General features: G+C 48.7%; 23 protein-coding genes. 2 read left to right on the top strand and 21 right to left on the bottom strand.

Features of this window, described 5'->3' with window-relative positions; genetic code table 11:
* Window positions 1-48: 48 nt before the first annotated feature.
* From scfA to MCG98_RS10395, 3 genes are all read right to left on the bottom strand, one after another.
* Window positions 49-192, bottom strand: a complete 144-nt coding sequence (gene scfA / locus MCG98_RS10405) for a six-cysteine ranthipeptide SCIFF (RefSeq protein ID WP_240301918.1) — start codon at window positions 190-192, stop codon at window positions 49-51.
* A 70-nt stretch (window positions 193-262) separates the two neighbouring features.
* Window positions 263-637 carry a TIGR04086 family membrane protein gene (locus MCG98_RS10400; RefSeq protein WP_240301917.1) on the bottom strand — a complete coding sequence of 125 codons (375 nt, stop codon included), beginning with the start codon at window positions 635-637 and terminating at the stop codon, window positions 263-265.
* A 47-nt stretch (window positions 638-684) separates the two neighbouring features.
* Window positions 685-2,523, bottom strand: a complete 1,839-nt coding sequence (locus tag MCG98_RS10395; protein ID WP_240301916.1) for a procyclic acidic repetitive family protein — start codon at window positions 2,521-2,523, stop codon at window positions 685-687.
* Window positions 2,524-2,720: 197 nt separating this feature from the next.
* Between MCG98_RS10395 and MCG98_RS10390 the strand changes: the two genes are divergently transcribed.
* Window positions 2,721-4,004, top strand: a complete 1,284-nt coding sequence (locus MCG98_RS10390) for a hemolysin family protein (RefSeq protein ID WP_240301915.1) — start codon at window positions 2,721-2,723, stop codon at window positions 4,002-4,004.
* 63 nt (window positions 4,005-4,067) lie between these two features.
* Here MCG98_RS10390 and MCG98_RS10385 read toward each other — a convergent pair whose 3' ends face one another.
* The 6 genes from MCG98_RS10385 to MCG98_RS10360 form a co-directional block, all read right to left on the bottom strand.
* Entirely contained in the window at window positions 4,068-4,691 is a 624-nt protein-coding gene (locus MCG98_RS10385; protein WP_240301914.1) for a YdcF family protein, read from the bottom strand.
* 142 nt (window positions 4,692-4,833) lie between these two features.
* Complete coding sequence (locus MCG98_RS10380) at window positions 4,834-5,604, bottom strand: N-acetylmuramoyl-L-alanine amidase (RefSeq protein ID WP_345891641.1); 771 nt, start codon at window positions 5,602-5,604, stop codon at window positions 4,834-4,836.
* Between the two features lie 79 nt (window positions 5,605-5,683).
* Entirely contained in the window at window positions 5,684-5,929 is a 246-nt protein-coding gene (locus MCG98_RS10375) for a hypothetical protein (RefSeq protein WP_240301912.1), read from the bottom strand.
* 102 nt (window positions 5,930-6,031) lie between these two features.
* Window positions 6,032-6,682 (bottom strand): TrkA family potassium uptake protein, encoded by a 651-nt coding sequence (locus MCG98_RS10370; RefSeq protein ID WP_044983567.1) that lies wholly within the window; start codon window positions 6,680-6,682, stop codon window positions 6,032-6,034.
* 25 nt (window positions 6,683-6,707) lie between these two features.
* Window positions 6,708-8,066: a potassium transporter TrkG gene (locus MCG98_RS10365; RefSeq protein WP_240301911.1), complete on the bottom strand. Its 1,359-nt coding sequence runs from the start codon at window positions 8,064-8,066 to the stop codon at window positions 6,708-6,710.
* A 10-nt stretch (window positions 8,067-8,076) separates the two neighbouring features.
* Window positions 8,077-8,991 carry a DMT family transporter gene (locus MCG98_RS10360; protein ID WP_240301910.1) on the bottom strand — a complete coding sequence of 305 codons (915 nt, stop codon included), beginning with the start codon at window positions 8,989-8,991 and terminating at the stop codon, window positions 8,077-8,079.
* Window positions 8,992-9,136: 145 nt separating this feature from the next.
* On the opposite strand from MCG98_RS10360, the gene MCG98_RS10355 reads away from it, so the two are divergent.
* Window positions 9,137-10,846 carry an ABC-ATPase domain-containing protein gene (locus MCG98_RS10355; protein ID WP_240301909.1) on the top strand — a complete coding sequence of 570 codons (1,710 nt, stop codon included), beginning with the start codon at window positions 9,137-9,139 and terminating at the stop codon, window positions 10,844-10,846.
* A 25-nt stretch (window positions 10,847-10,871) separates the two neighbouring features.
* On the opposite strand, the gene glgX is transcribed toward MCG98_RS10355, so the two are convergent.
* From glgX to rfbA, 12 genes are all read right to left on the bottom strand, one after another.
* The gene (glgX, locus tag MCG98_RS10350) at window positions 10,872-12,977 is read right to left on the bottom strand and encodes a glycogen debranching protein GlgX (protein ID WP_240301908.1); all 2,106 of its coding nucleotides are present in this window, start codon (window positions 12,975-12,977) and stop codon (window positions 10,872-10,874) included.
* A gap of 3 nt (window positions 12,978-12,980) precedes the next feature.
* Window positions 12,981-14,105, bottom strand: a complete 1,125-nt coding sequence (locus tag MCG98_RS10345) for an AI-2E family transporter (RefSeq protein WP_240301907.1) — start codon at window positions 14,103-14,105, stop codon at window positions 12,981-12,983.
* A 261-nt stretch (window positions 14,106-14,366) separates the two neighbouring features.
* A complete protein-coding gene (locus tag MCG98_RS10340; protein ID WP_240301906.1) occupies window positions 14,367-14,975 on the bottom strand; it encodes an LPXTG cell wall anchor domain-containing protein in 609 nt (202 codons plus the stop codon).
* A 68-nt stretch (window positions 14,976-15,043) separates the two neighbouring features.
* Window positions 15,044-16,072: an LCP family protein gene (locus MCG98_RS10335; protein WP_240301905.1), complete on the bottom strand. Its 1,029-nt coding sequence runs from the start codon at window positions 16,070-16,072 to the stop codon at window positions 15,044-15,046.
* A complete protein-coding gene (srtB, locus tag MCG98_RS10330) occupies window positions 16,062-16,859 on the bottom strand; it encodes a class B sortase (RefSeq protein WP_240301904.1) in 798 nt (265 codons plus the stop codon). Before srtB ends, MCG98_RS10335 begins: the two co-directional genes overlap by 11 nt.
* The gene (locus tag MCG98_RS10325) at window positions 16,849-17,595 is read right to left on the bottom strand and encodes a Wzz/FepE/Etk N-terminal domain-containing protein (protein ID WP_240301903.1); all 747 of its coding nucleotides are present in this window, start codon (window positions 17,593-17,595) and stop codon (window positions 16,849-16,851) included. Before MCG98_RS10325 ends, srtB begins: the two co-directional genes overlap by 11 nt.
* Window positions 17,596-17,637: 42 nt before the next feature.
* Window positions 17,638-18,330, bottom strand: coding sequence for a CpsD/CapB family tyrosine-protein kinase (locus MCG98_RS10320; RefSeq protein WP_240301902.1), 693 nt, complete (start codon window positions 18,328-18,330; stop codon window positions 17,638-17,640).
* Window positions 18,323-19,042, bottom strand: a complete 720-nt coding sequence (locus MCG98_RS10315; RefSeq protein WP_240301901.1) for a CpsB/CapC family capsule biosynthesis tyrosine phosphatase — start codon at window positions 19,040-19,042, stop codon at window positions 18,323-18,325. Before MCG98_RS10315 ends, MCG98_RS10320 begins: the two co-directional genes overlap by 8 nt.
* A 71-nt stretch (window positions 19,043-19,113) precedes the next feature.
* Complete coding sequence (locus MCG98_RS10310; protein ID WP_240301900.1) at window positions 19,114-19,887, bottom strand: immunoglobulin-like domain-containing protein; 774 nt, start codon at window positions 19,885-19,887, stop codon at window positions 19,114-19,116.
* 359 nt (window positions 19,888-20,246) lie between these two features.
* Complete coding sequence (gene rfbD, locus MCG98_RS10305) at window positions 20,247-21,122, bottom strand: dTDP-4-dehydrorhamnose reductase (RefSeq protein ID WP_240301899.1); 876 nt, start codon at window positions 21,120-21,122, stop codon at window positions 20,247-20,249.
* Between the two features lie 37 nt (window positions 21,123-21,159).
* Window positions 21,160-22,179 (bottom strand): dTDP-glucose 4,6-dehydratase, encoded by a 1,020-nt coding sequence (gene rfbB / locus MCG98_RS10300; protein WP_240303414.1) that lies wholly within the window; start codon window positions 22,177-22,179, stop codon window positions 21,160-21,162.
* Window positions 22,180-22,224: 45 nt separating this feature from the next.
* Window positions 22,225-23,121, bottom strand: coding sequence for a glucose-1-phosphate thymidylyltransferase RfbA (rfbA, locus tag MCG98_RS10295; protein ID WP_240301898.1), 897 nt, complete (start codon window positions 23,119-23,121; stop codon window positions 22,225-22,227).
* Between the last annotated feature and the right edge of the window lie 22 nt (window positions 23,122-23,143).

The raw sequence follows: 23,143 nt of genomic DNA, 5'->3' as shown, positions 1-23,143 counted from the left end.
CACTTTGCAACAGCCCCTTCTACCTTGTGCAGCTACCTTAAAAGGTAATTATTTTTCATTTTCACAGCTCTGGTTTCCTACTGTACAGGAAGTTTTACAGGCTGACTGACAGGAAGTCTGGCATTCACCACATCCGCCTTTTTTCACTGTGTTCTGAAGTCCTTTTGTATTTAAAGTTTTGATATGCTTCATGGTATTGTCCTCCTCTTTTATCACTATGCCACATTATAGCATAGAATCTTCAGTTTTTAAAGAGTTTTTTTCAGGACAGCATCCCGCCCAGCATTCCTCCTCCGACGCAGAGCAGGACTGTCGTTACGATGTAGTCTCCTCCCGTCATTGCACCCGGCGATAGAATTGCCGATACACCGAGAAGCATCAGAAAATAACAGCCCCCTACGCATAAGCCCCACAGGAATTTTCTTTCCCTGATGCTCTTTCCCGCTGAAAACCCCCCTATAAAACAGGAGATTATGTAGATGGCCGCAATGCCTGCCGTTACCATTCCCTCCTTCAGTTCCAGCTTATAGAGAAGCAGCGCCAGAAGAAGCAGCAGCAATGCAGTAACTACAAAAGAAAAAATGAGTGCCTTCAGCATGGACATTATCTTTGGTGAGGATACTTCTGTCTTAGCCATAAAACAACCCTCCCATATAGTACTATATGGAAGGGTTGTACGTCCTATCACTCTTTATCGTTGTTTTTTTTGTTTTTTATTCTTCCGACAATGATCAGTATGATGATCAGAACCGCAGCCACACCGGCTACAACAAAATAAGGAATCAGGTTCGTCGTATCACCTGTATTCACAGCTTTCTTCACCATGATCCTGCTGCTGTTCTGACTGCTCGTCGAAGAGGAGGTCACTTTCTGCGATGCATTTCCCTGAGATGAACTTCCGGAAGTTCCCGAAGAACTGTTGTCTGAGATCGAACTGCCAGTGGAATTATTTCCCGTACTGCTGCCGCCTGTTGCCGAATTGTTGTTGTAAACAGCATCACCAGGTCCCACGATCACCTGACTTCCGGCTATATACCCTGAAGCCTGGCCCGAGATCGTATAAGGACTGAAGGATGAGGTCGTAAACCGGATGGCATTCCCCAGAATCTCCGGATATAACTCTTCATACGATCCGTCGCTGAAATAATGCAGGACAGAAACCTTTTCATAATCCGAAGCGTTCTTCACAGGAACGGTCACCGTTACTCTTCCGCCATTCAGACTGTACGGTGAATCATCCAGAAGGTTCCACAGCGACATCTCATAAGAACCCAGAAGTTCCCCGAGATCAAAATTAGCCGCATCCGCAATGCTTCCCCTGGATACCCTGAACTGTACATACCATGGAATGTCACCTTCCACTGTGATGCCGCTGCTCGTGTGATTGTACAGTTTACATACAGTCTGTGCTTTTTTCAGGCGGATCACAAGTTCATTCGGAACATTCATCTTCTCTTCTTCCGTGCATCCTTCATACCAGCGGAATGCATCGATCACTGCATCCACATCAGCCTGATTCTCCACTGTCACTTTCAGGTTCTGCAGTTTTGTCAGCATATCCCGGTCTTTGTCTTTACCCGGAACATTCTCCTGTACATCTTTATCAGGTGTCTCTGTTGCCTCCGGTTCTTTCGTCGGTTCCGGTGTCTCTGCTGCTTCCGGTTCCTTTGTTGGTTCCGGCGTCTCTGTTTCCTCCGGTTCCTTCGTCGGTTCCGGCGTCTCTGTTGCCTCCGGGTCCTTCGTCGGCTCCGGTGTCTCTGTTGCTTCCGGCTCCTTCGTCGGCTCCGGTGTCTCTGTTGCCTCCGGTTCTTTCGTCGGCTCCGGTGTCTCTGTTTCCTCCGGCTCCTTCGTCGGCTCCGGCGTCTCTGTTTCCTCCGGCTCCTTCGTCGGCTCCGGCGTCTCTGTTGCTTCCGGCTCTTTCGTCGGCTCCGGCGTCTCTGTTTCCTCCGGCTCCTTCGTCGGCTCCGGCGTCTCTGCTGCCTCCGGTTCTTTCGTCGGCTCCGGCGTCTCTGCTGCCTCCGGTTCTTTGGTCGGCTCCGGTGTTGCTGTTGCTTCCGGTTCTTTCGTCGGTTCCGGATCTTTTTTATTATTTTCTTTTCCGGCTATGGTACCGGATCCGCTGATATCAGAAGCAGATAAAGAAATATTATTTAACGTCAGCGTACCGGAAATATTTACGATGGCTCCGGAAAACCCTGAAGCACGCTTCAGGCTCACGCCGCCTGGCAGTGACCATGTCGTATCACCGGAAACGGAAACTGTTCCACACACCAGGATCTCACCGTCACTTCCCGCAAGCTCCTTGGCTTTTCCAAATGAACCAACGGCATCAGACTGGCTGGTCCCGCCGGCAGAATCACTTCCGCCGCTTCCGTTCAGATAAACACTCCTGCCGCCCGCTTCCGCATCCAGCGGCGGCTGTACCACCGCCGCTGATATTGCAAGCGTTACCACGATCAAAAGGCTCAGCGCCTTAAAAAAACCATGTTTGATACGTTCTTTTTTTCTCTTTACTGCTCTCATAATAAATCTCCTGTCTATGTAAAGCGGAAATACTTATCCACCAGTTTACTACGGGTGTTATTATATCATAAGTCTTCTTTTTTCGACACCCCTAAACGCAGTTTTTTTACATTTTTTGTAATACTTGCATTTCTGCTCAAAATCATGTATATTTCATAGTAAAACTATACGTAAAAGTAAGAAGGAGTTGACTGTACTTGGATTCAAGTGACGCCATACAATTCGCAGTCCTGTTTATACTGATCGGGCTCTCTGCATTTTTTTCATCCGCCGAGACCTCCCTCACTACGGTAAACAAGCTGCGCATCAAAACTTTACACGATGAGGGAAACAGAAGAGCCGGTAAACTGCTGAAGGTTGTTGAAAACCCCGGCAAGCTGCTGAGTACCATATTAATTGGTAATAACATTGTAAATATATCTGCCTCTTCGCTGGCAACCTCCCTTGCCATTCATCTGCTCGGCAATGCGGGAGTCGGAATTGCAACCGGTGTTATCACCCTGCTCGTCCTGATCTTCGGTGAGATCACCCCAAAGACCATGGCTGCTCTGTATGCAGAAAAGCTGTCCCTGTCTTATGCACCGGTCATCTATATACTGATGATACTGCTGACACCGGTCATTTTCATTGTAAATAAACTGTCTTACGCTATTCTGCTGCTGCTTCGCGTTGATCCGAATGGAAAGACGCAGCCGATGACAGAGAACGAACTGCGCACCATCGTAGATGTAAGTCATGAGGACGGCGTCATTGAGACGGAAGAACGTCAGATGATCTATAACGTATTTGATTTCGGAGATTCCGAGGCAAAGGATATTATGGTCCCCCGGATCGATATGACTTTTGTCCATGTGGACACTTCGTATGAAGATTTAATTCAGCTTTTCAAAGAAGAAACTTATACCCGATATCCGGTATATGAAGAAACAACAGACTCTATACTTGGGACTATCAATGTCAAAGATCTGATTGGTCTTGACAATACAGAACATTTTTCCATCCGCAGCATTCTCCGTGAACCATACTTCACGTATGAGCACAAATCTACCTCTTCTCTGCTTCTGGAGATGCGTGAGCAGTCCATCAACTTTGCAATCGTGCTGGACGAGTACGGTGCAACGGCTGGTCTTATCACACTGGAGGATTTACTGGAGGAGATTGTCGGAGAGATCCGAGATGAATACGATGAAGGTGAGGAAGAAATGCTGACTGCCATTATACCTGATCAGGAATATCTGGTACTGGGTTCTGCCAAACTTGAAGATCTGGACGAGGCCCTTGGTCTAGACCTTGAGTCTGAAGAGTATGATTCCATCGGCGGATATATCATCGAGCAGCTGGACCGCATCCCGGAACCTGGCGAGAGCCTTCAGCTGGAAAATGGCATTCGCCTTGTAGTGGACCAGCTGCAGAAAAACCGGATCGAACTGGTGCACCTCTATTTGCCGGAAAAAGATAGCACCGCAGAACATCAAATGTAATTACATGCGGGCGGGACAGGCTGCTTTCAGTTCTGTCCCGCCCGCTTTTGACGCTGTCATGTTTTAATTGGCATCTTCCCCCGTCATACTCCTCCTCATCTCCCGCAAAATCTCATGAAACTGACTTCCGCAGCGCTCCATTTCCCCCAACACCAGTTCTATGCCCGCCTCCGACAAATACCAGTTATCCCTGCGGATCCCCTGAATCTCCACTGCACATATCTGAAATTCAGTCTCCGGGTACAGCAGCTGATAATACATCAGACATCGCCGCGCATGGTAAGATTTGCAGCAGATAATGGCGCTGTGCACATCGATCCCGGCAGCATCCGTAACCCTGCGTGAATAAATTGCATTTTCGTAAGTGAACGTAGCCTGGTTTTCCTTTAGAACCGCTCGCTTTGGCACTGCACATCTTAGCAGTACATCATGAAGGAAATCCCATTCTGTATCGTACGCTCCGTCATATAACTCCTGTTTATCCTGCACACCCTCAAAGACGCCGCGCAGTCTGCCATACTTTCCGGAAGGCAGTATCAATGGTGCATGTCCCTCGTGATAAAGCTTCGCCGCGCGCTCCGCCATCTGCGGATACCCATTGCCCGGGACCATGATCATGTCTGCCCCGCCCGGTATGTCATTTACAAAAATAAAATCTGTAATCTGATCGAGAAATCTCTGGTTCATGTTATCCTCCGTAATTCTTTTCCCCATTGTATCATATATTGCCGGCATTGTAAGCACTGACTCTGACCCGGAGGCAGAATCATGGGCGCACATTCTTTTTTTCAAAGCTGTGCTGCCCGCTCTGCCATCTGCGGTGCGTTTCCTACGTTGTGATCATCGTACTGTATCCATCCTCGCGCAGTCTGCGCTCCATTGTAACCGCGTTGCCAAGCTGCTGAAATGCACCCACCTGCACTTTAAACAGTCCATCCTGGCTCAGGATAAACGCCGGATATCCTTTTTCCAGAAGCTCATACAGCTGATTATCCGCATATTGCCGTACACGGTATGCACCCACCTGCACACGGTAATATGTCGGATCCGTCACGGTCTCCTCATTTAATGTGCCGAGTATCGCATCTGCGATAGCCTGCGCGATTTCGTCAAATTTTGAATCAAACAGCTCATTGTCAGCATCACTGTTGATAAACCCAACTTCGACCAGAACCGCCGGCATATTTGTCCTTCTAAGTACCACAAGCCCCGGCCGCTCTTTTACGCCAAGGTCCTTGAACCCTACTTCACCGAGTGCACCGTTAATATTTTCCGCCAGCTGAAGTTTAATGCCGGACTTATCATAGATAAGGCTTTCCACTCCGGAATACTGATTTGGCCGCGGACTGGAATTGCGGTGTATGGAGATAAAAAAATCCGCACCCGACTGGTTCGCGATCTGCGCCTTTTCAAAAGGCGTCTGATAGACGTCCGTCGTCCTCGTATACTCAACGTCGACCCCATTATTCTCCAGAATCTGTCCGATTGCCAGTACGAGACGGAGCGTGTCGTCTTTTTCGTTTCGTCCCTGGTAGGTTGCTCCCGGGTCTCCCCCGCCGTGCCCTGCATCGAGCATAATTTTATACGGCAAAAAAAACACCTCTTTTACATATCTTTCATAATTAAGATATGCAAAGAAGTGCCTCCATGCCTCTTTATTTTATTGTAAGATGCCATGTCTACAGTTTTCTCATCAGATAGACGATGCCTCCCAGGAGACCAACAAATGCTCCGGAATATCCGGCAATGCAAACCATCAGCACATTTCTCTCCTCACCGCGCAGACCGAAGACCAGGCAGACCAGAAAACCAATCATGCCTGCAGACAGAGTCCAGAAAACTGTATGAAAAAACAAAAAAAGATATCCTTTATTTTCCCTGTTCTGCCTTATCAGCCGATTCGTAAGATTCCAAATACACGTCATATCATCGCCTCCTATTCCATCTTTACTTCTTTATATACAGAATAGTACAGCGATGTAAAATTGGTAACCGTATCTTTGTAAAACCGAAGTAAAATTATTCCGCTATTTCGTGAGGGGCTTGATATCCGCCGGACTTCCCATCACCATCAGGCTCTCACCTTCTGAAAACACGTGATCCGGATGCGGCAGCGGATAGATCTTACCGTTACGTTTTGTAGCCAGGATACTGACATGATACCTGGTGCGCACAGACTTCTCGACAATACTCTTGCCCAGCCACGAGTGCGGAACCTCAATCTCATAAATCGCATATTCAGGTGTCAGCTCGATGTAGTCAAATATATGCGGTGAACCATATTTAATAGCGAGGCGTTCTGCCATCTCACGCTCCGCATACACCACATGGTCTGCCCCGTTTCTGAGCAGCAGTTTCTTATGAACATCCCGCGTCGCGCGCGCCAGAACATATTTTGCTCCCATGTCTTTCAACAACACCGTCACTTCCAGCGCCGTCTGAAAGTTATCACCGATCGCAACCACGCAGAGATCAAAATTAGCGATCCCAAGAGACGAGATGAAATCTTCATTTGCAGCATCCCCAATGCGGATGTTCTGCACCAGATTCACCACACTGTCTGCACGCTCCTCGCTTTTTTCTATCGCCAGCACACTGTTCCCACACTCGATGAATTTTCTCGCGATATGCCTTCCGAACCTCCCCAGTCCAACCACCAATATTGATTTTGCAGCCATTTGAAATCTCCTTTTTCTCCTTCATTTATCCTATTTGTATCTCTTCCTTTGCCAGTTTCGACGCGATCGGCGTTCTGCCGGATGCAAATGCCAGCAGGATGGTAATGGATCCCACACGCCCAAACAGCATCAGAAGTGTCAGCAGTATCTCAGATATGGTGCCGAGTAAAGGTGTGACCCCGAATGACAGACCGACTGTCGCGATCGCAGACACACTCTCAAACATCGCTGTCAGGATCGGAATATGTTCCACACTCGATATCACCATTGTCACGGTCATAGACAGCAGCAGGTACAGCATGAACACACAGCTTGCCCTGCGCACTACGCCTTCTTCCAGTCTGCGGCCGAACACCTCAATGGATTTCCTCCTCCTGAACGTCGTAAAAATGCTGATGCACAGCACGGCAAATGTGGTCGTCTTGATCCCCCCTGCTGTTGAACCGGTTGAACCGCCGATCAGCATCAGGCAGATCATCAGAAACTGGCTCGACTGCGTCATTGCCCCGATATCCACTGTATTGAATCCCGCTGTCCTGACCGTCACCGACTGAAACATGGACGCCAGCAACTGCTCGGGGAGTGTCTTCCCATTGTAAGCCTGTCCGCCCTGTTCAAACAGGAAAATAGCCGCTGTGCCCGCCAGGATCAACGTTATGCTGATCGCGATCACCAGTCTGGAATGCACTCTCAGTTTTTTAAAATGAAATCGGTTGCGGAAAATATCGCTCCACACGAAGAAACCGAAACCGCCCATTACAATCAATGCCATAATGATAAGATTGACATACCAGTTTCCGGCAGCACCCGTAAGTGATGAAAATTCCGCCTCCGTTCCCATCAGATCAAATCCCGCATTGCAGAACGCTGAAACGGAATGAAATACAGAATAGTAAATTCCCTTACCAAGCCCCAGTTTCGGGCAAAAGTAAAATGCCAGCAGCAGCGCACCGGCTGTTTCCGTGAGGGCTGTTCCTATCAGGATTCCCCGCGTCATACGTACGATTCCGCCCATCTGCGGTGCCGCAATGGACTCCTGCATGATCATACGGCTTGCCAGTCCGATTTTCCGTTTTGTCAGACTGATTCCATAGATGGCCACGGTCATAAATCCCATTCCGCCTGTCTGTATCAGCGCCAGGATCACAAGCTGGCCGAACGTCGACCAGTACGTGTAGGTGTCGAACCGTACCAGCCCGGTCACACAGGTCGCGGAGGTCGCCGTAAAAAGTGCATCCAGAAATGGAGTCACTTTTCCCTCTCCTGTAGCCGCAGGGAGCATAAGCAGCGCGCTGCCTGCAAGAATGATCAGACAGTATCCCCAAAATATTATCTTCATCGGTGAAAGCTGCAGCAGCTTTCGTTTTATCTCTTCAATCTCCATATTACTCCTATTATGAACTGTATGCCGACTCCTCATTCCCGGCTTCCTGCAGTGTTTTTTTCTTTTTTTCCGGAATCTGCGCCAGAATGATCGCACCAAACATCAGAACGCATCCGGACAGTTCACGCACCGAGAGTTTCTCTCCGAGGATTATGAAGCCCGCCAGCACCGAAATGCAGGATTCCAGACTCAGGATCAGCGATGCGACCGCCGGGTTGACATTTTTCTGTCCCAGGATCTGCAGTGTGTAGGCAACCCCGCACGACAGCACACCGGCATACAGAATCGGCAGCCATGACTGCATAATACCGGAAACCTTCGGAGTCTCCAGCAGAAACATTGGAGCGGCTGAGAGTATGCCGCATACAAAGAACTGAATGCACGCCAACCGGACCCCATCCGCACGCGGTGAAAAATAATCAATCACCAGAATATGCAGGGCAAAAAGTACCGCGCCCAGGAACAGATACACGTCCCCTTTTCCCACTGTGAATTTTTCTGTCATACACAGAAAGTAAAGTCCCGCAAGAGCAATCACGACGGCGGCCCAGACTTTCAGGCCCGTCTTCTTCTTCAGCAGAATCCCGAACACCGGGACCAGCACGATATAACAGGCCGTGATAAATCCCGCCTTGCCCGCAGCTGTATACTGAATCCCAATCTGCTGCAGACTGCTGGCGGCAAACAGAAGTGTCCCGCAGCACAGGCCGCCGAGCCACAGTGTCCGGCTTCGCGGCGCCTTTTTTCCGTCTTCTTTTGTTCTGGACAGCGCGATAAACGGCAACAGTGTGATCCCTCCGATCAGACTGCGGACGGCATTAAACGTAAACGGACCCAGATAATCCATGCCGACACTCTGCGCCACAAAGGCAAATCCCCAGATAGCGGCTGTCAAAAGAAGCATACATGCATTTTTCGTTTTCATATCACTTTTTCTCCCGGTCTCCCCTCATATCAGTATCCACTATTGTACTCCCATACCCATCTGCGGGCAAGTGAAATTTTGCTGAATTCTGTCTTATTTTTTATGGTATAATGATAAGCAAATAAATGACAGTGAGGTAAGCATTATGAAAACTTCTGACCAGTTAAAGCAGCTTCTGTTATCGATCAATCACAGAAGCTATCCCGCCTATAAAGACACCAGGGGCAGCTACCGTTTTGACGGCTACCAGCTGAACATCGACCATGTACAGGGCGACCCTTTTGCCGCCCCTTCAAAAGTCAGTATCCTTGTGCCGGGCAGACAGGCCGCCTTTCCGGAAAAATACTATGATCTGCCCCACAGGCGCACCGCACTTGAAGATCACCTGACACGGCTGTTTGCTCACGAAACAGAGCAGTTTAATTTTAAAGCCAAAGGTTCCGGGAAAAGCGGACTGATCTCCACCAGCCGCTGCGGCCAGGAGATCCTGTCACGTACCGCGTGTACTGTTTTTCCTGAATCCGGAGACGTGGTTGTACGGATGGAAATCGGATTTCCGGCAAACGGACGCAGTATCAATTCCCCGGAGCTCATCAAAATCCTCTTTGATTTTCTTCCGCTGTGTGTCAGGCACACTCTTTACTGCAAATCCCTGGACGCAGGGAAACTGGCATCCGTTATCGAACTTGCCGAAGACCAGTATGCAGTCCGTAAGCTGCTGCCCAAACTGGGGCTTGTCGCTTTCATCGCAAACGGTTCTGTTCTCCCAAGGGAAAGCGGTGTATCCCAGAGACCAATGCGGGGCGCCACGCCGTTTCGCTCCCCGGCTTCCATGGAAATTACGCTCACCCTGCCCAACAGAGGCAACATCACCGGAATGGGAATCCGCCATGGCATTACGCTGATCATCGGCGGCGGATACCATGGCAAATCTACACTCCTGAAAGCACTGGAGCTCGGAGTGTACGATCATATCGCCGGTGATGGAAGAGAATTTGTCATAACAGACGAAACCGCAGTTAAAATCCGTGCCGAGGACGGACGCAGTATCCGCAGCACAGATATTTCCATGTTCATCAGTAACCTGCCCAATAAAAAAGACACCCGCCGTTTCAGCTCGGAAGATGCCAGCGGCAGTACCTCGCAGGCTGCCAATGTCATCGAAGCCATCGAGGCGGGTACTTCTCTGCTGCTCATCGATGAGGACACGTGTGCGACCAACTTTATGATCCGGGACGAACTGATGCAGCGTGTCGTACACAAGGACAAGGAACCCATCACACCGTTCATTGACCGGGTGCAAAGTCTCTACGAACAGAACGGAATTTCCTCTGTCATGGTAGCAGGAAGCTCCGGATCATATTTCCACGTGGCAGACCGTATCATCCAGATGGATTGCTACGTGCCGGCTGATATCACAGACTTTGCCCGGGAACAGGCAGCAAAATTCCCCATCCAGGAGAATATGGCAGGAACAGTCCCGCTTCCGGATTTTTCACGTGTGCCGAAACCTTCCCGGGATTTTCGGTCAGATAACCGAATTAAGATGAAGACTCTCGGACGCGATGCATTTTCCATCAACCGTGAGACCGTTGACCTGCGCTACGTGGAGCAGCTGGCCGACAGTGAGCAGACGACAGCTCTTTCCTATCTGCTCAAATACGCGATGACTCACCTGTGTGACGGAAAGAAGAACCTGCGCACTATTGTGGATGAGCTCGTCTCACTGACGCAAAAACAGGGCCTCGCCGCTGTCTGCGACAGCTCATGGCTGCCTGCAGGTCTGGCAATGCCCCGCCCTCAGGAAATCTATGCATGTTTTAACCGCTTCCGCGGACTGACACTGCAGAAATAATTTGTCGCTGCCGGCGCCTGTGTCTTCACTCGCCGGCAGTAAATATCATCACGCTTCGTCCGCTGATCGAGACTGCATCTGTCTGATTGAAATACGTATCTCTGATACTGTTCTCTTTCCCCGTATCCACATTAAGCTTCCAGCGGAATCTTCCTGCCGGAGGATACGGCAGCTGAAATTCCAGGGATTCCCAGTAGGCATTGACCGCAACAAACACGAGATCATCCCTGCTGTCAGACTCATCTCTTCCCGCATACAGGATACCGAGCAGCCTGGTATTTTCATCAAACTGATCGTTCCAAGGAATGCCTGAGTGGAAGCTGACATCAGGAAGCCCGCACAACGCACATTTTGTCTTTCTGCGCAGTACCGGATGACGCATCCGAAACGCATTCATCCAGCAGCAGAATGAGAACATATCCTGCTCGGTTTTCAAATTGTCCCAGTCCAGCCAGGAAATCTCATTATCCTGACAGTACGCATTGTTGTTTCCGTACTGTGTATTTCCGAACTCATCTCCCGCCCGCACCATCACAGCGCCGCGGCTGCACATCAGGACGGCGTACGCATTTTTCCGCAGCCGTTTTCTCAGTCTGAGGATTTCAGGGTCTTTGGTCTCACCTTCTGCTCCACAGTTCCAGCTGCGGTTATCCGCGTCACCATCCGTATTATTCCATCCATTTTTTTCATTATGCTTTTCATTGTATGCATAAAGGTCATACAGTGTAAACCCGTCATGGCAGGTGATAAAATTCACAGAAGCCTGATCTTCCCGCTCCGGAGCATGATAGAGATCCGGAGAGCCTATCATCCGCTGCGCCGCATTTGCAGCCATTCCACTGTCTCCTTTTAAAAAGGAGCGGATGTCATCTCTGTATTTCCCGTTCCATTCCGCCCACCGCCCAAATGACGGAAAGCTTCCGACCTGATAAAGCCCCGCCGCATCCCAGGCTTCAGCGATCAGCTTCACTTTGCTCAAAATAGGATCAGCACTCAGGCTCTCCAGAAGAGGGGGCTGCCGAAGCGGTGTCCCGTCTTCGCTCCGCCCCAGAATGGATGCCAGATCAAACCGAAATCCTGATACATGGTATTCGATCACCCAGTACCGCAGACAATCCAGTATCATCTGCCGCACCACAGGATGGTTGCAGTTGAGTGTATTGCCGCAGCCGCTGAAATTGTAGTAGTCCCCGTCCGGTGTCAGCATATAGTACACATTGTTGTCAATTCCTTTCAGTGAGAAGCACGGCCCGTACTGGTTTCCTTCCGCGGTATGATTGAACACAACATCCAATATAACCTCAATTCCGTTCTCATTCAGTTCGCGGATCAGTGTTTTCAGTTCACGGCCTTCCCGGTTATACTCAACAGCTGAGGTATAGCTGGTGTTAGGCGCAAAGAAACAGACTGGATTATAGCCCCAGTAATTATAAAGCGTCTCTCCATCCACGACCCGCATCTCTTCCATCTCGTCAAATTCAAAGATCGGCATCAGTTCCACCGCATTGACACCCAGCTGCTTCAGATACGGAATCTTTTCCCGCAGCCCCTCAAAGGTTCCGGGACATTTCACGCCGGAAGACGGATGTTTCGTAAATCCCCGCACATGCAGCTCATAGATGATCAGATCCGTAAACGGAATATCCAGACTGGAGGATTTTCCCCACGAAAACCGTTCTTCCACCACACGAGCCCTGTATGTCGGATAGTTCTCTGTTTTCTCCCCCCATTTGCTCTGTCCGACAACAGCCCGCGCATAAGGGTCCAGCAGATACTTTTCCTTATCGAACAGCAGGCCCTTCTTCGGGTCGTACGGACCGTCAAATCGAAATGCATATTCGGTTTCCTCTATATCCAGACCGAAAACAATCATGGAATATGTATTTCCGATACGATACTCCCCGGGAAACGGTATGACCGTATACGGCTCTTCCTGTCCCCTGTGGAACAGAGCAAGTTCACAGGAATATGCACCCAGCGAGTGTATTGTAAAGCTAACTCCACCCGGTAGAGCCAGCGCTCCCTGAACCAGGTACATTCCGGGGCGGATACCATATCCGCCCACCTGGTCAAGCGGTTTTAAAAGTCTTCTTAAGCTCTCAACACGTTTATCAACCAGCTTCTCAACCATAATCTACTCCCTTTCCAGCCTGTGCTCCCGCCTCAGCACATCATTTTTCAAAAAAATATACAGAACGGTCGTGACCGGAACGCCGATCAGCATACCCACAATTCCAAACATTCCGCCGCCGACCGTGATTCCAAGCAATACCCAAAGACCCGACAGGCCGATCTTATTTCCCACAACTCTTGGGTAGATCGCACTGTTCTCGACCTGCTGAAGGATCACCAGGAAAACCAGGAAAACTAATGCCTGCTTCGGCTCCACGAACAGCAAAAGCAGGACCGCCACTCCGCCTCCGATATACGCTCCCCAGATGGGAACCAGTGCAGTTACAGCGATGATGATGCTGATCAGTCCCGCATAACCGATGCCCAGAATAATCATCCCGATAAAGCAAAGACTGCCCAGAATCAGTGCCTCTGTCAGCTGGCCTACGACGTAATTGTCGAATACAACATTGATCGTACAGCAGACATTTTTTACTTTATGGCAGGCTTTATCCGGACAATACGTACGCAGCACTCTCTTACACTGACTGAGCAGCTTTTCTTTTCCGCTCATCAGATAAATGGACAGCACCAGAGAGATGATAATCTGGGCAAGCCCGGATATGGCGTTCGAAGTAATCTTCCAAATCTGTGGAAGCGTTCCCTCAAGTACCTGATCCAGTTTTCCCAGATAGCTGTTGATGGAGGCGATCACTTCAGACATATCAATCTGATTGATTCCCATCCTGTCCATAAACTGATTGAGTTCCTTCTGAATCATTGCGACATACTGATCCGCGCTGCTCACGAATGTTGATATATTCTCCGCGATCTGGGGAACCATAAAACGCACCAGCAGTACAATACCACCGATAACTGCCAGATAAACAGTCAGAATTGCAAGTACTTTTGCCGCACCCGGACGGTTTCCCATCTTCTTCCCATAGAGTACACGCAGTTTTTCATATGGCCTGTTCAGCACAAACGCGATCGCGATACCGATATAAAGCGGCTTTAAGTAGCCCATAAACGTCCAGATACCTTTTAAGATATCACGAAAATTAATGACGACCAGAACCAGAATCACTGCATACGTAATGACTACTATCCATTGTTTTACCCGGGAATCTTCCAAATTCAGTAACACACTCCTTATCATTTACTTACTGTATTATCAAGAGTATTCCTATCGTAGCACACTTTATACAAAAAAGATACTCGGTTCAGCAGTAATACACATCCGGGCACCCCCTCTTAGTTATCGTCGACATAAGGTACTTTCAGCTCGTACGTTTCCAGATACCCTGTAATTAAACTGTACGCTTTTATGAAACAGCCTCCTGCGCAAGATAAGAAAAGGTCCGGACTCTTTCGAATCCGAACCTTTCCGTATGTAATCATTTGTTAATTAAGCTGCTTTTCTTTTTTTATAGTAAGTAACACCCATACCAAGAGCTGCAACTACAGCGATCAGTCCAGCGTATGCTGCTGTTGCTGTCTCACCGGTTTTTGGTGATGTACTTGTTGTAACAGTTTTTGCTGCATCACCGTCAACTACGAATGCTACCGGTGACAGAGAATCGAAAGTTGCTTCAATTGTGCCTGCACCAGCTTTAGCTGTAACAACTTCCCATGCTTTCTTCTCTGTATCATAGTGAAGAACTGCTACTTTACTGTCTGCTTTTACGCCAGATACGTTAAAAGTAATTTTCAACGGGAATTTTGCACCTTCCGGAGCAACAACGTCTTTTACATCCACAACCTGCATGCCTTCTACAAAAGCATCTCCCAGCAGCTCTTTGACTTTATCAATATTCTTGATCTCATCTGCCGCTGCTTTGTACTCTGCCGGAATGTCTTTGATCGTTACATTAACTGCGTTTCCGTCAGCATCAGTTGCACTGTTTACCTTGGTTACAACGCCTGTCACCGACGGGCTTGGTGCTGCGAGTACGGTAGCAGCTGTTCCCAATGTCATCAGCGCTGCACATACTACTGCAATTACTTTTTTCATCATAAAAAAGTCCTCCTGTTTCTTATTCTTTTTCAAGAATAGTTGTTATTTCATTTTCTCTTATTCTACCATCAATTCTTCCGTTTGTAAAATGTTTTTAGCAATAAATCGTATAAATTTTCCTCATCCACATAAAATTCGTCATGTTCAGCGCCCTTCCGGACCTCTCCCGGCAGATATTGTGTCTCTTCCGACTTAAAATCATAGTTTGCAAAACTGTCAATCTGCTGTGCATTCATGTCAGTCACCATATATGGCTTCAGAAATGACGAAAAACGCTCATAATAACTGCCCTCTGCGCCGGCAGTACTCTTCAGTGCCTGTACAAGCGCCGTGATATACTGAACCTGGCGCTGCATCCTGCCGTTATTGCTCCCGGTCACATTCGTATCACGATAGCGGACATACCGTTCCGCCTGCTCGCCGGTCATCGTGACCACGGTCCCCTGTACAAACGCCGGATCAACCTCTGTATAATCCTCGGGAATCGTAAGTGTCACTCCTCCAACAGCATCATTCAAAGTACTGATTGAATCAATATTCAGAGAAATGTAAGCATCAATGGGCAATTCATATAACAGCTCCGATACGGTCTTCTCCATCGCCCAGCAGCTGCTCTTCTCACCGTTTCCATAGGCGTACTGTGTCGCGATCTGTGCCTCAACACTCGTATAGAAATTTCCATTCACATCGTAGATATCCACATCCGTCATGGTATCTCTGGAAATCTGCAGTACTTTTCCCGTCTGTGTCTTTTCATCCAGTGAAAGGATCATGATGCAGTCAGCCTGTCCCGCCGTTCCGGGAGTGTCCTGCAGAGTAACTTCTTCTTTCTTATCCACACCCATAAAAAGGATATTCGTAAGCTCCCTGTTGTATTCATATGTCTGTCCATGATATGTCACCGTCTGCGCATTACTGCTCTGTGTGACCTGTTCTTCCTGAACTTTGGCTTCCGCCACTTCCTGCCGGTGTTCCAGCAGGAGTTTTCCCGCCAGGATACCGAGCCCCCCGATAATTACCACCACACAGCCCACAAGGATCATGCTGCTGATACTCATAGCAGGGCTTTGGTGCTTATGTTTTTTCTCATTTTTCATCGATCAATACCGCCTCTACCAGAAAACGCTGTTCGCTGTTTCCGTTACATGTTGACAACGTGATGATCCGGTCATCCACCGTCGCCGTTGTTTCTGAGCTGAAATGACTGGCAATATTTCGCACCGACATCACAGAATCCAGAAATGCCTGAAACTGTGATTCATCATTACAGTCATACTGACCCAGAATATGCCGGTTATCGTACGTGACTGCCGCAAACACACGGTATGTATAAATGTGTTCCGGCGTATAAATGTAAATATCCGGATGTGCCTCCATGTATGCCGGATCCACGTACTGGTGAAGTCCTCCAAACATCGAACCGTCATTCATGTTATGCCCGTAGATCACCGTGTTTTTATCGGTAAAATCTATCCTGTTGATATTTTCTGTGTAGATAGAGCCGGGCAGCCCTTCCGCACCGTCCACCGTATGATCCAGATAATACATATTATCTGATGCGCTCTGCAGTACCGGATAGTCAACAATGGTATCCGGTATCTGTATCCACGCGTAAATGTCCGCATTGCGCTGTTGAAGTTTTTCAAAATCAACCGGAATTATTACTTCCGGTGTCGGTTCCGGAGTTACCTCCTCCGTCGCTTCCGGCGTTTTCGTCGGTTCAGCAGTCGGATCAGGCTCCGGTGTCGCTTTTACTTCCTCTGCCAGTTCCTCATATACCTGTTCCTTCTGTTTCTGTGTCGTATAATAGTAAACACAAAACCCTGCCGCAGCAAGAAAAACAATCAGGAATACACCAAATAAAATCTTATATCTATTTTTCATGTTCTTTCTTCATCTCTTTAAGTTCTTTCCTCTTGTCTGGTTTGCCTTTCTCCAAAGGAATGACAGCAAGAGTGCTCAGGCCCAGATATTTTTCAACGTCTTCCTGTGTCTTGATGTTGTCATTACGGATAAACTGGATCACCAGGTAAAGACCTACCAGCAGGATACCTGCCAGGATACCGATCACCGTGTTCTTCGTAACACTCGGGCTGATTGGTTCCACAGACACTTCCGCCTCCTCTACCGTTGTCGGAGGGTCAGATTTCATGATATATGCCATCTGGTCTGCCGTCTCTGAAGCCACGGCGTTCGCAACAATACAGGCACGCGTGGGATCTGCGTCCTGAGCTGTAATCACAAGGATACGCGTGTCGGACGTGTTCGAAACTGAAATCATCTCCTGAATCTCTTTTCTCGTCAGCGTGATCCCGTCTTCCTCCTGAATCTTTTCGATCGCTCCGTCGATAACCGGCATACTCGTCGCAATTACCTCAAAATCGGCGGTCAGCCCTGAACTGAGCTGCAGATCGGCAAATGATGTAACGCTGGTCGTCTTGGACAAAATGTACAGCATGGACTTCGACTCATACTGCGGTGTCAGCAGCACCAGCGTGACAATAATCGCGATCAGCCCTGCGATAACCCCACCTGCCACGAACATCCACCACTTCTGAAGCAGAGCCCGGATCAGGCTGCCCAGGTCTATTTCAATTTCATCATTCTCAAATCTTTCCATTGTTCACTCCTCTTTCACTTCCCTATATGATTCTGAAATTGCTTACGCATCATAACTGTAATAGCTGTCGTATCCGCCATAACGTCTTCCATAATAGCTGCCACGGCGGACATCAACTTTATTCAGAACAACTCCCAGCAGATTATTGTTTGCCGAACGGAGCTGCTCTGTTACAGTTTTTGCTACAACGCGCGATGAATTGTCTGCCGCCAGAACCAGAAGCGAAGCATCACACTCCTTAGCCACGACTGCCGCATCGATCACGTTGGAAAGCGGCGGTGTATCGATCAGTACGTAATCAAAAGTCTTCTTCAGAATAGGAAGCATCTGGGCAAAGCGCTCGTTTCCCAGAAGCTCTGTCGGATTCGTCGGAAACAGTCCGGATGGAAGCAGGAAAAGGTTCTTTCTGTTTGTGGAACAGATCACGTCCCCGATATTCTCCTGTCCCGACAGGTAATGGCTCAGCCCTTTCACAGAATCCTGAACCTGAAGCCGGTGAAACAATACGGACTTTCTCAGATCCGCATCTACCAGCAATGTTTTCTTTCCGCCATCCGCAAATGCACAGGCCAGATTATAAGAAACTGTCGTTTTTCCGTCATTCGGGGTACAGCTCGTGATCGCGATGGCCCGGTTTTCCACGCCTGTGAACTCGATATTTGTTCTCAGTGTCCGGTAGACCTCCTTCTCACGGTTTGTCCGGCTGGACTCCTCCCCGATGGTTATTCTATTCATCTATGTATTCCCTCCTGATAATTTTCCTTGCGTTCTCCCGGCATATCTGCCTTCTATATGTTTTATCTGTCTTTTTCTCAATATATGCCGCACACTTTTTCATCAATGGCCTGCGGTGTGCACTTCCGTGCGCATCCGTTCCGATAAAATGAATGTACCGTTTTTTCAGCAGCTGCAACAGGTATTTCTTGATATCCCGTCCTTCTCTCCCGATCACACTGCCGGCATTTACCTGAATGTAAGCCCCCATTCTGACCAGCTCTTCCACATTTTCTTCGATCAGAAGAGCGTCATATCGTTCTATATGAGCCAGAATCGGAAGATATCCATTATACTGCAGCGTCTGCACCGCCCGCCGGATATACGTAAATTCCACATAAGTGGCAAACTCGATCAGCACGTATTTACTGGCGTTCAGGGTCCATACATCCCCCATCATCAGGTCATCCACCGCTTCCTGGCTGTAATAAATCTCCGCCCCGGAAACAATATACAGATCAGGTGCAATGTCCTTTGCCATCGCAATCGTGGATGCCAGTGCAGCTCTTCTTTTTTTCCAGACCTCCGGTTTCATTCCACCGTGATAATGAGGCGTCGCAATGATACAGCGAATCCCCTCATTATAGGCGATCCGCAGCATTTTTTCTGTCTCCTGTGTATCCTTTGCCCCGTCATCCACACCGGGCAGTATATGGCAATGTATATCAATCAATTTTTTTCTCTCCATTTCGACAAAACCTGTTCATGCCATATTCTACACGATATTCGTCCATTTGAAAAGTGTTAATTAACGGTAACCGTCAGAATCTCGCGGTTTGAGCGGTTGCCATCGCTGTCTGCGGCATAATATGCCAGCTCGTACGTTCCGGGTTCATTTCTGTTCACATCACCTTCCACGCGGATGTCACGGAACAGACGGGATCTGTCATCCTTATCATCCGTAATGTCTTCCACCCAGGAGAGTTTATTGAACTCTTCACCGACATTGATCGTCACATAGTGCTGTTTCAGATAAAAACGCGGTGCACCTGGGGACAATGCCGCGATCGCCGCATCCCGCTGTGCCTGGGCCTGCTGTTCCAGTTCCTCCGGAGTCTGGGCCGCGGCATCTGTCTCTGCTGTCTGTTCTTCTGCAATGTCTCCCGCTTCCGTATCCTCCTGCGTATTTGCTTCAGCATCCGGCTGTCCTTCGGTCTGCTGTTCTGCTTCACCGGATGTATCTCCACCGGTGTCAGAATATCCGACTTTTCTGGTCGCTTTCGTTACATTGTGGCTGCTGTCCTTTGCCACATAAGTCACGACAGCCTCATCTCCCGTCGGCTGCGGCTTAATGGATTCTACGATCAAAGTATCTGTCACATCGCCGTCTTTATCATCCACCGCAGTCACTCCCTGAAGCAGGTCTGTCTTCTCCATATCGGTATGCCAGGAAATCTGCTGCGTCTCATCTATCGTAATTACCGGTCCCTCGCGATCCTGTGTAACAACTACCCATACGGCTCCCGCAGCCAGCAGTATCGCGACGACTGCAACGCCAACAAGGTAAAGTTTTCTCATGGAATCTCCTCCTCTTTCTCGAAAAATCATATACATCTCATAATAGCACAATTTCCCCCTGCTGTTCAATCCTATAATTGTATATAATAAGAAATAATAGAAAATTCCACATGGACAAACGGCTGAACACATAACCTGTTCTCCGGTTTTATCTCTTCCTATATTAATATTCCTACCTGGGGCTGTCGCACTAAGCAATTAGTGCGCAGCTCCTTTTCCGTGAAAAAAACGACTGCCAGACCTCGAAAGAATCCAGCAGTTGGTGTAAAATATAAGTATGCAAAAACCTGTTCCTTTACAAAAGAATTATACGAAAAATCAGAATGCATATCAATGAAAACTTCCATTTAATCTTGAAGCTAAAACTCAATCTCTTTCAGATAACGCGCCACCGCATCCTGCCATGACGGCAGCCTCTCAAAACCGTTCTCCGTCAGTTTCTCTTTGCTCATCCGGCTGTTGGAAGGTCGTTTCGCCTTAGAAGGGTAATGATCGGCAGTGACCGGCTCAACCGTCAGATGTTCTGGGTCATACTCACTGCGTCCCATCGCAGCTGCCTGGCGGAAGATCTCACAGGCAAATTCATACCAGGAGCAGATGCCCTCGTTTGTCGCATGATAGCGCCCGTATTTATCCGTCTCGATCATGTCCGCCAGTAAACGTGCCAGGTCATACGTATAAGTGGGACTTCCGATCTGATCGCAGACAACCGTCAGCTTATCATGATTTTTTCCCAGATTCAGCATCGTCTTGATAAAATTCTTACCGTTTACACCAAATACCCAGGCGATACGGACGATAAAATACTTGTCCAGCAGGTTTTCAATCGCGATCTCCCCCTCATATTTCGTCTGTCCGTACACGTTGAGCGGCTGACGATCCAGGTCGTCCGGTTCCCAGAAATTCGTTCCGGTTCCACTGAACACATAATCCGTGCTGATATACATCATTTTAATGTCCAGTTCCCTGCACAGTTTTGCCACATGTTCCGTGCCGGCTGCATTCACCATCCGTACTTTATCGACGCAGTCCTCCGCCGCATCGACTGCCGTCCATGCAGCACAGTGTACGACCGCATCCGGATTCACATCTTTTATTGTCTTCTCCACGGAAGCCAGATCGGTGATATCCATCTCCTCGATATCCACACCGACAGCCTCGTGCTGCCGTTTTGTGAGTTCGTCTACCACATCATGTCCAAGCTGTCCCTTAACACCGGTTACTAATACTTTCATTCTAACTCCTTTCCGTCAGATACTAAAACTGTCAGACCTATCGGTTCCCGTACATCGTCTCATAGTAATTCTGGTATTCCCCGGATATGATCGTCTCCCACCATTCCCTGTGTTCCAGATACCACCGGATTGTCTTCTTAATGCCCTCAGCAAACATAGTCTCCGGCAGCCAGCCGAGTTCCGTATGAATCTTTGCCGGATCGATCGCATAGCGCATATCATGGCCCTTTCGGTCCGTCACATACGTGATCAGGCTTTCCGGTTTTCCAAGTTCTTTACAGATCATCTTCACAATATCAATGTTTTTCATCTCATTGTGTCCGCCGATATTATAGACCTCGCCGGCACGTCCTTTATGAATAATCAGATCAATGGCTTTGCAGTGGTCCAGGACGTACAGCCAGTCGCGTACATTTTCGCCTTTTCCGTAGACTGGCAGCGGACGGTCGTTCAGCGCATTGGCGATCATCAGCGGGATCAGCTTTTCCGGGAAATGATACGGACCGTAATTGTTGGAGCAGCGGCTGATGGTCACCGGCAGTCCATACGTGCGGTGATATGCAAGCACCAGCAAATCCGCGCCCGCTTTGGAAGAACTGTAAGGACTGCTCGTATGAATCGGCGTCTCCTCCGTAAAGAACAGATCCGGCCGGTCCAGGGGCAGGTCGCCGTACACTTCATCTGTGGAAACCTGATGGTATCTCTGAATTCCGTATTTCCGGCAGGCATCCATGAGCACCGCCGTTCCCTTGATGTTGGTATCTAAAAATACTTCCGGATTCTCGATAGAACGGTCGACATGACTCTCTGCCGCAAAATTCACCACCATATCCGGATGTTCTTCTTCAAATAACCGATACACCGCCTCTCTGTCCGTAATGCTCTTTTTTACAAAGCGGAAATTCGGATTTTCCATCACCGGGGCGAGAGTCGAGAGATTCCCGGCGTAAGTCAGGCAGTCCAGACATACGATCCGGTAATCAGGATACTTTTCGAGCATATGAAAAATAAAGTTACTTCCGATAAAACCGGCACCGCCGGTCACGATAATCGTCATCATAATTTTCTTCCTTTTCTTATATTATGAGGTTTGAAGCAGCAGTTAATGCAGCACATCCAGATATTTTCCATCCAGAACGTCTTTCAGATACTGTCCATACTGATTCTTTTTCAGAACCTCATAGACTTTCCAGACTTCCTCTTTCGTAATCCAGCCGTTCAGGTATGCGATCTCTTCAAGGCAGGCGACCTTGCGGTGTTGATGCTGTTCCACCGTCTTTACGAAATTCGTCGCCTCCACGAGACTCTCATGCGTCCCTGTATCCAGCCAGGTAAAACCCTGCCCGAGCAGTTCCACATTCAGGTTCCCATTTTCCAGATAAATACGGTTCAGATCTGTGATTTCCAGCTCTCCGCGGGCACTCGGCTTCAGGTCTTTTGCATATTTCACAACATCGTTGTCGTAAAAATACAGACCGGTCACACAGTAATTACTTTTCGGATGTTCCGGTTTTTCTTCGATGGACACCGCTCTTCCCGCACTGTTAAATTCCACGATCCCGAAACGCTCCGGATCGTCCACGTAGTAGCCGAAAACGGTCGCACCTTTCCCCTGCTTTGCATTTTCCACCGCAGCTGTCAGCCGCTCTTTCAGGCCGTGTCCCGCGAATATATTATCGCCCAGGACCATCGCCGCCGTATCATTTCCAATAAAGTCACTTCCAATGATAAAGGCCTGCGCAAGCCCGTCCGGACTCGGCTGTACGGCATAGGAAAGACTGACCCCAAACTGGTGCCCGTCTCCTAAAAGCCTCTCAAACTGCGGAGTATCCTGCGGAGTCGAAATAATCAGTATGTCACGGATTCCGGCATTCATCAACACCGACATGGGATAATAGATCATCGGTTTGTCGTAAATGGGCAGCAGCTGTTTCGAAGTTACCATCGTCAGCGGGTAAAGCCTTGTTCCAGAACCGCCTGCTAAAATAATTCCCTTCAAATGTAATGCCTCCTGTCTTTTG

This window comes from Ruminococcus sp. OA3, from assembly GCF_022440845.1.
GTDB lineage: Bacteria > Bacillota > Clostridia > Lachnospirales > Lachnospiraceae > Ruminococcus_G.
This window is presented reverse-complemented; position numbering and strand designations above follow the sequence as displayed.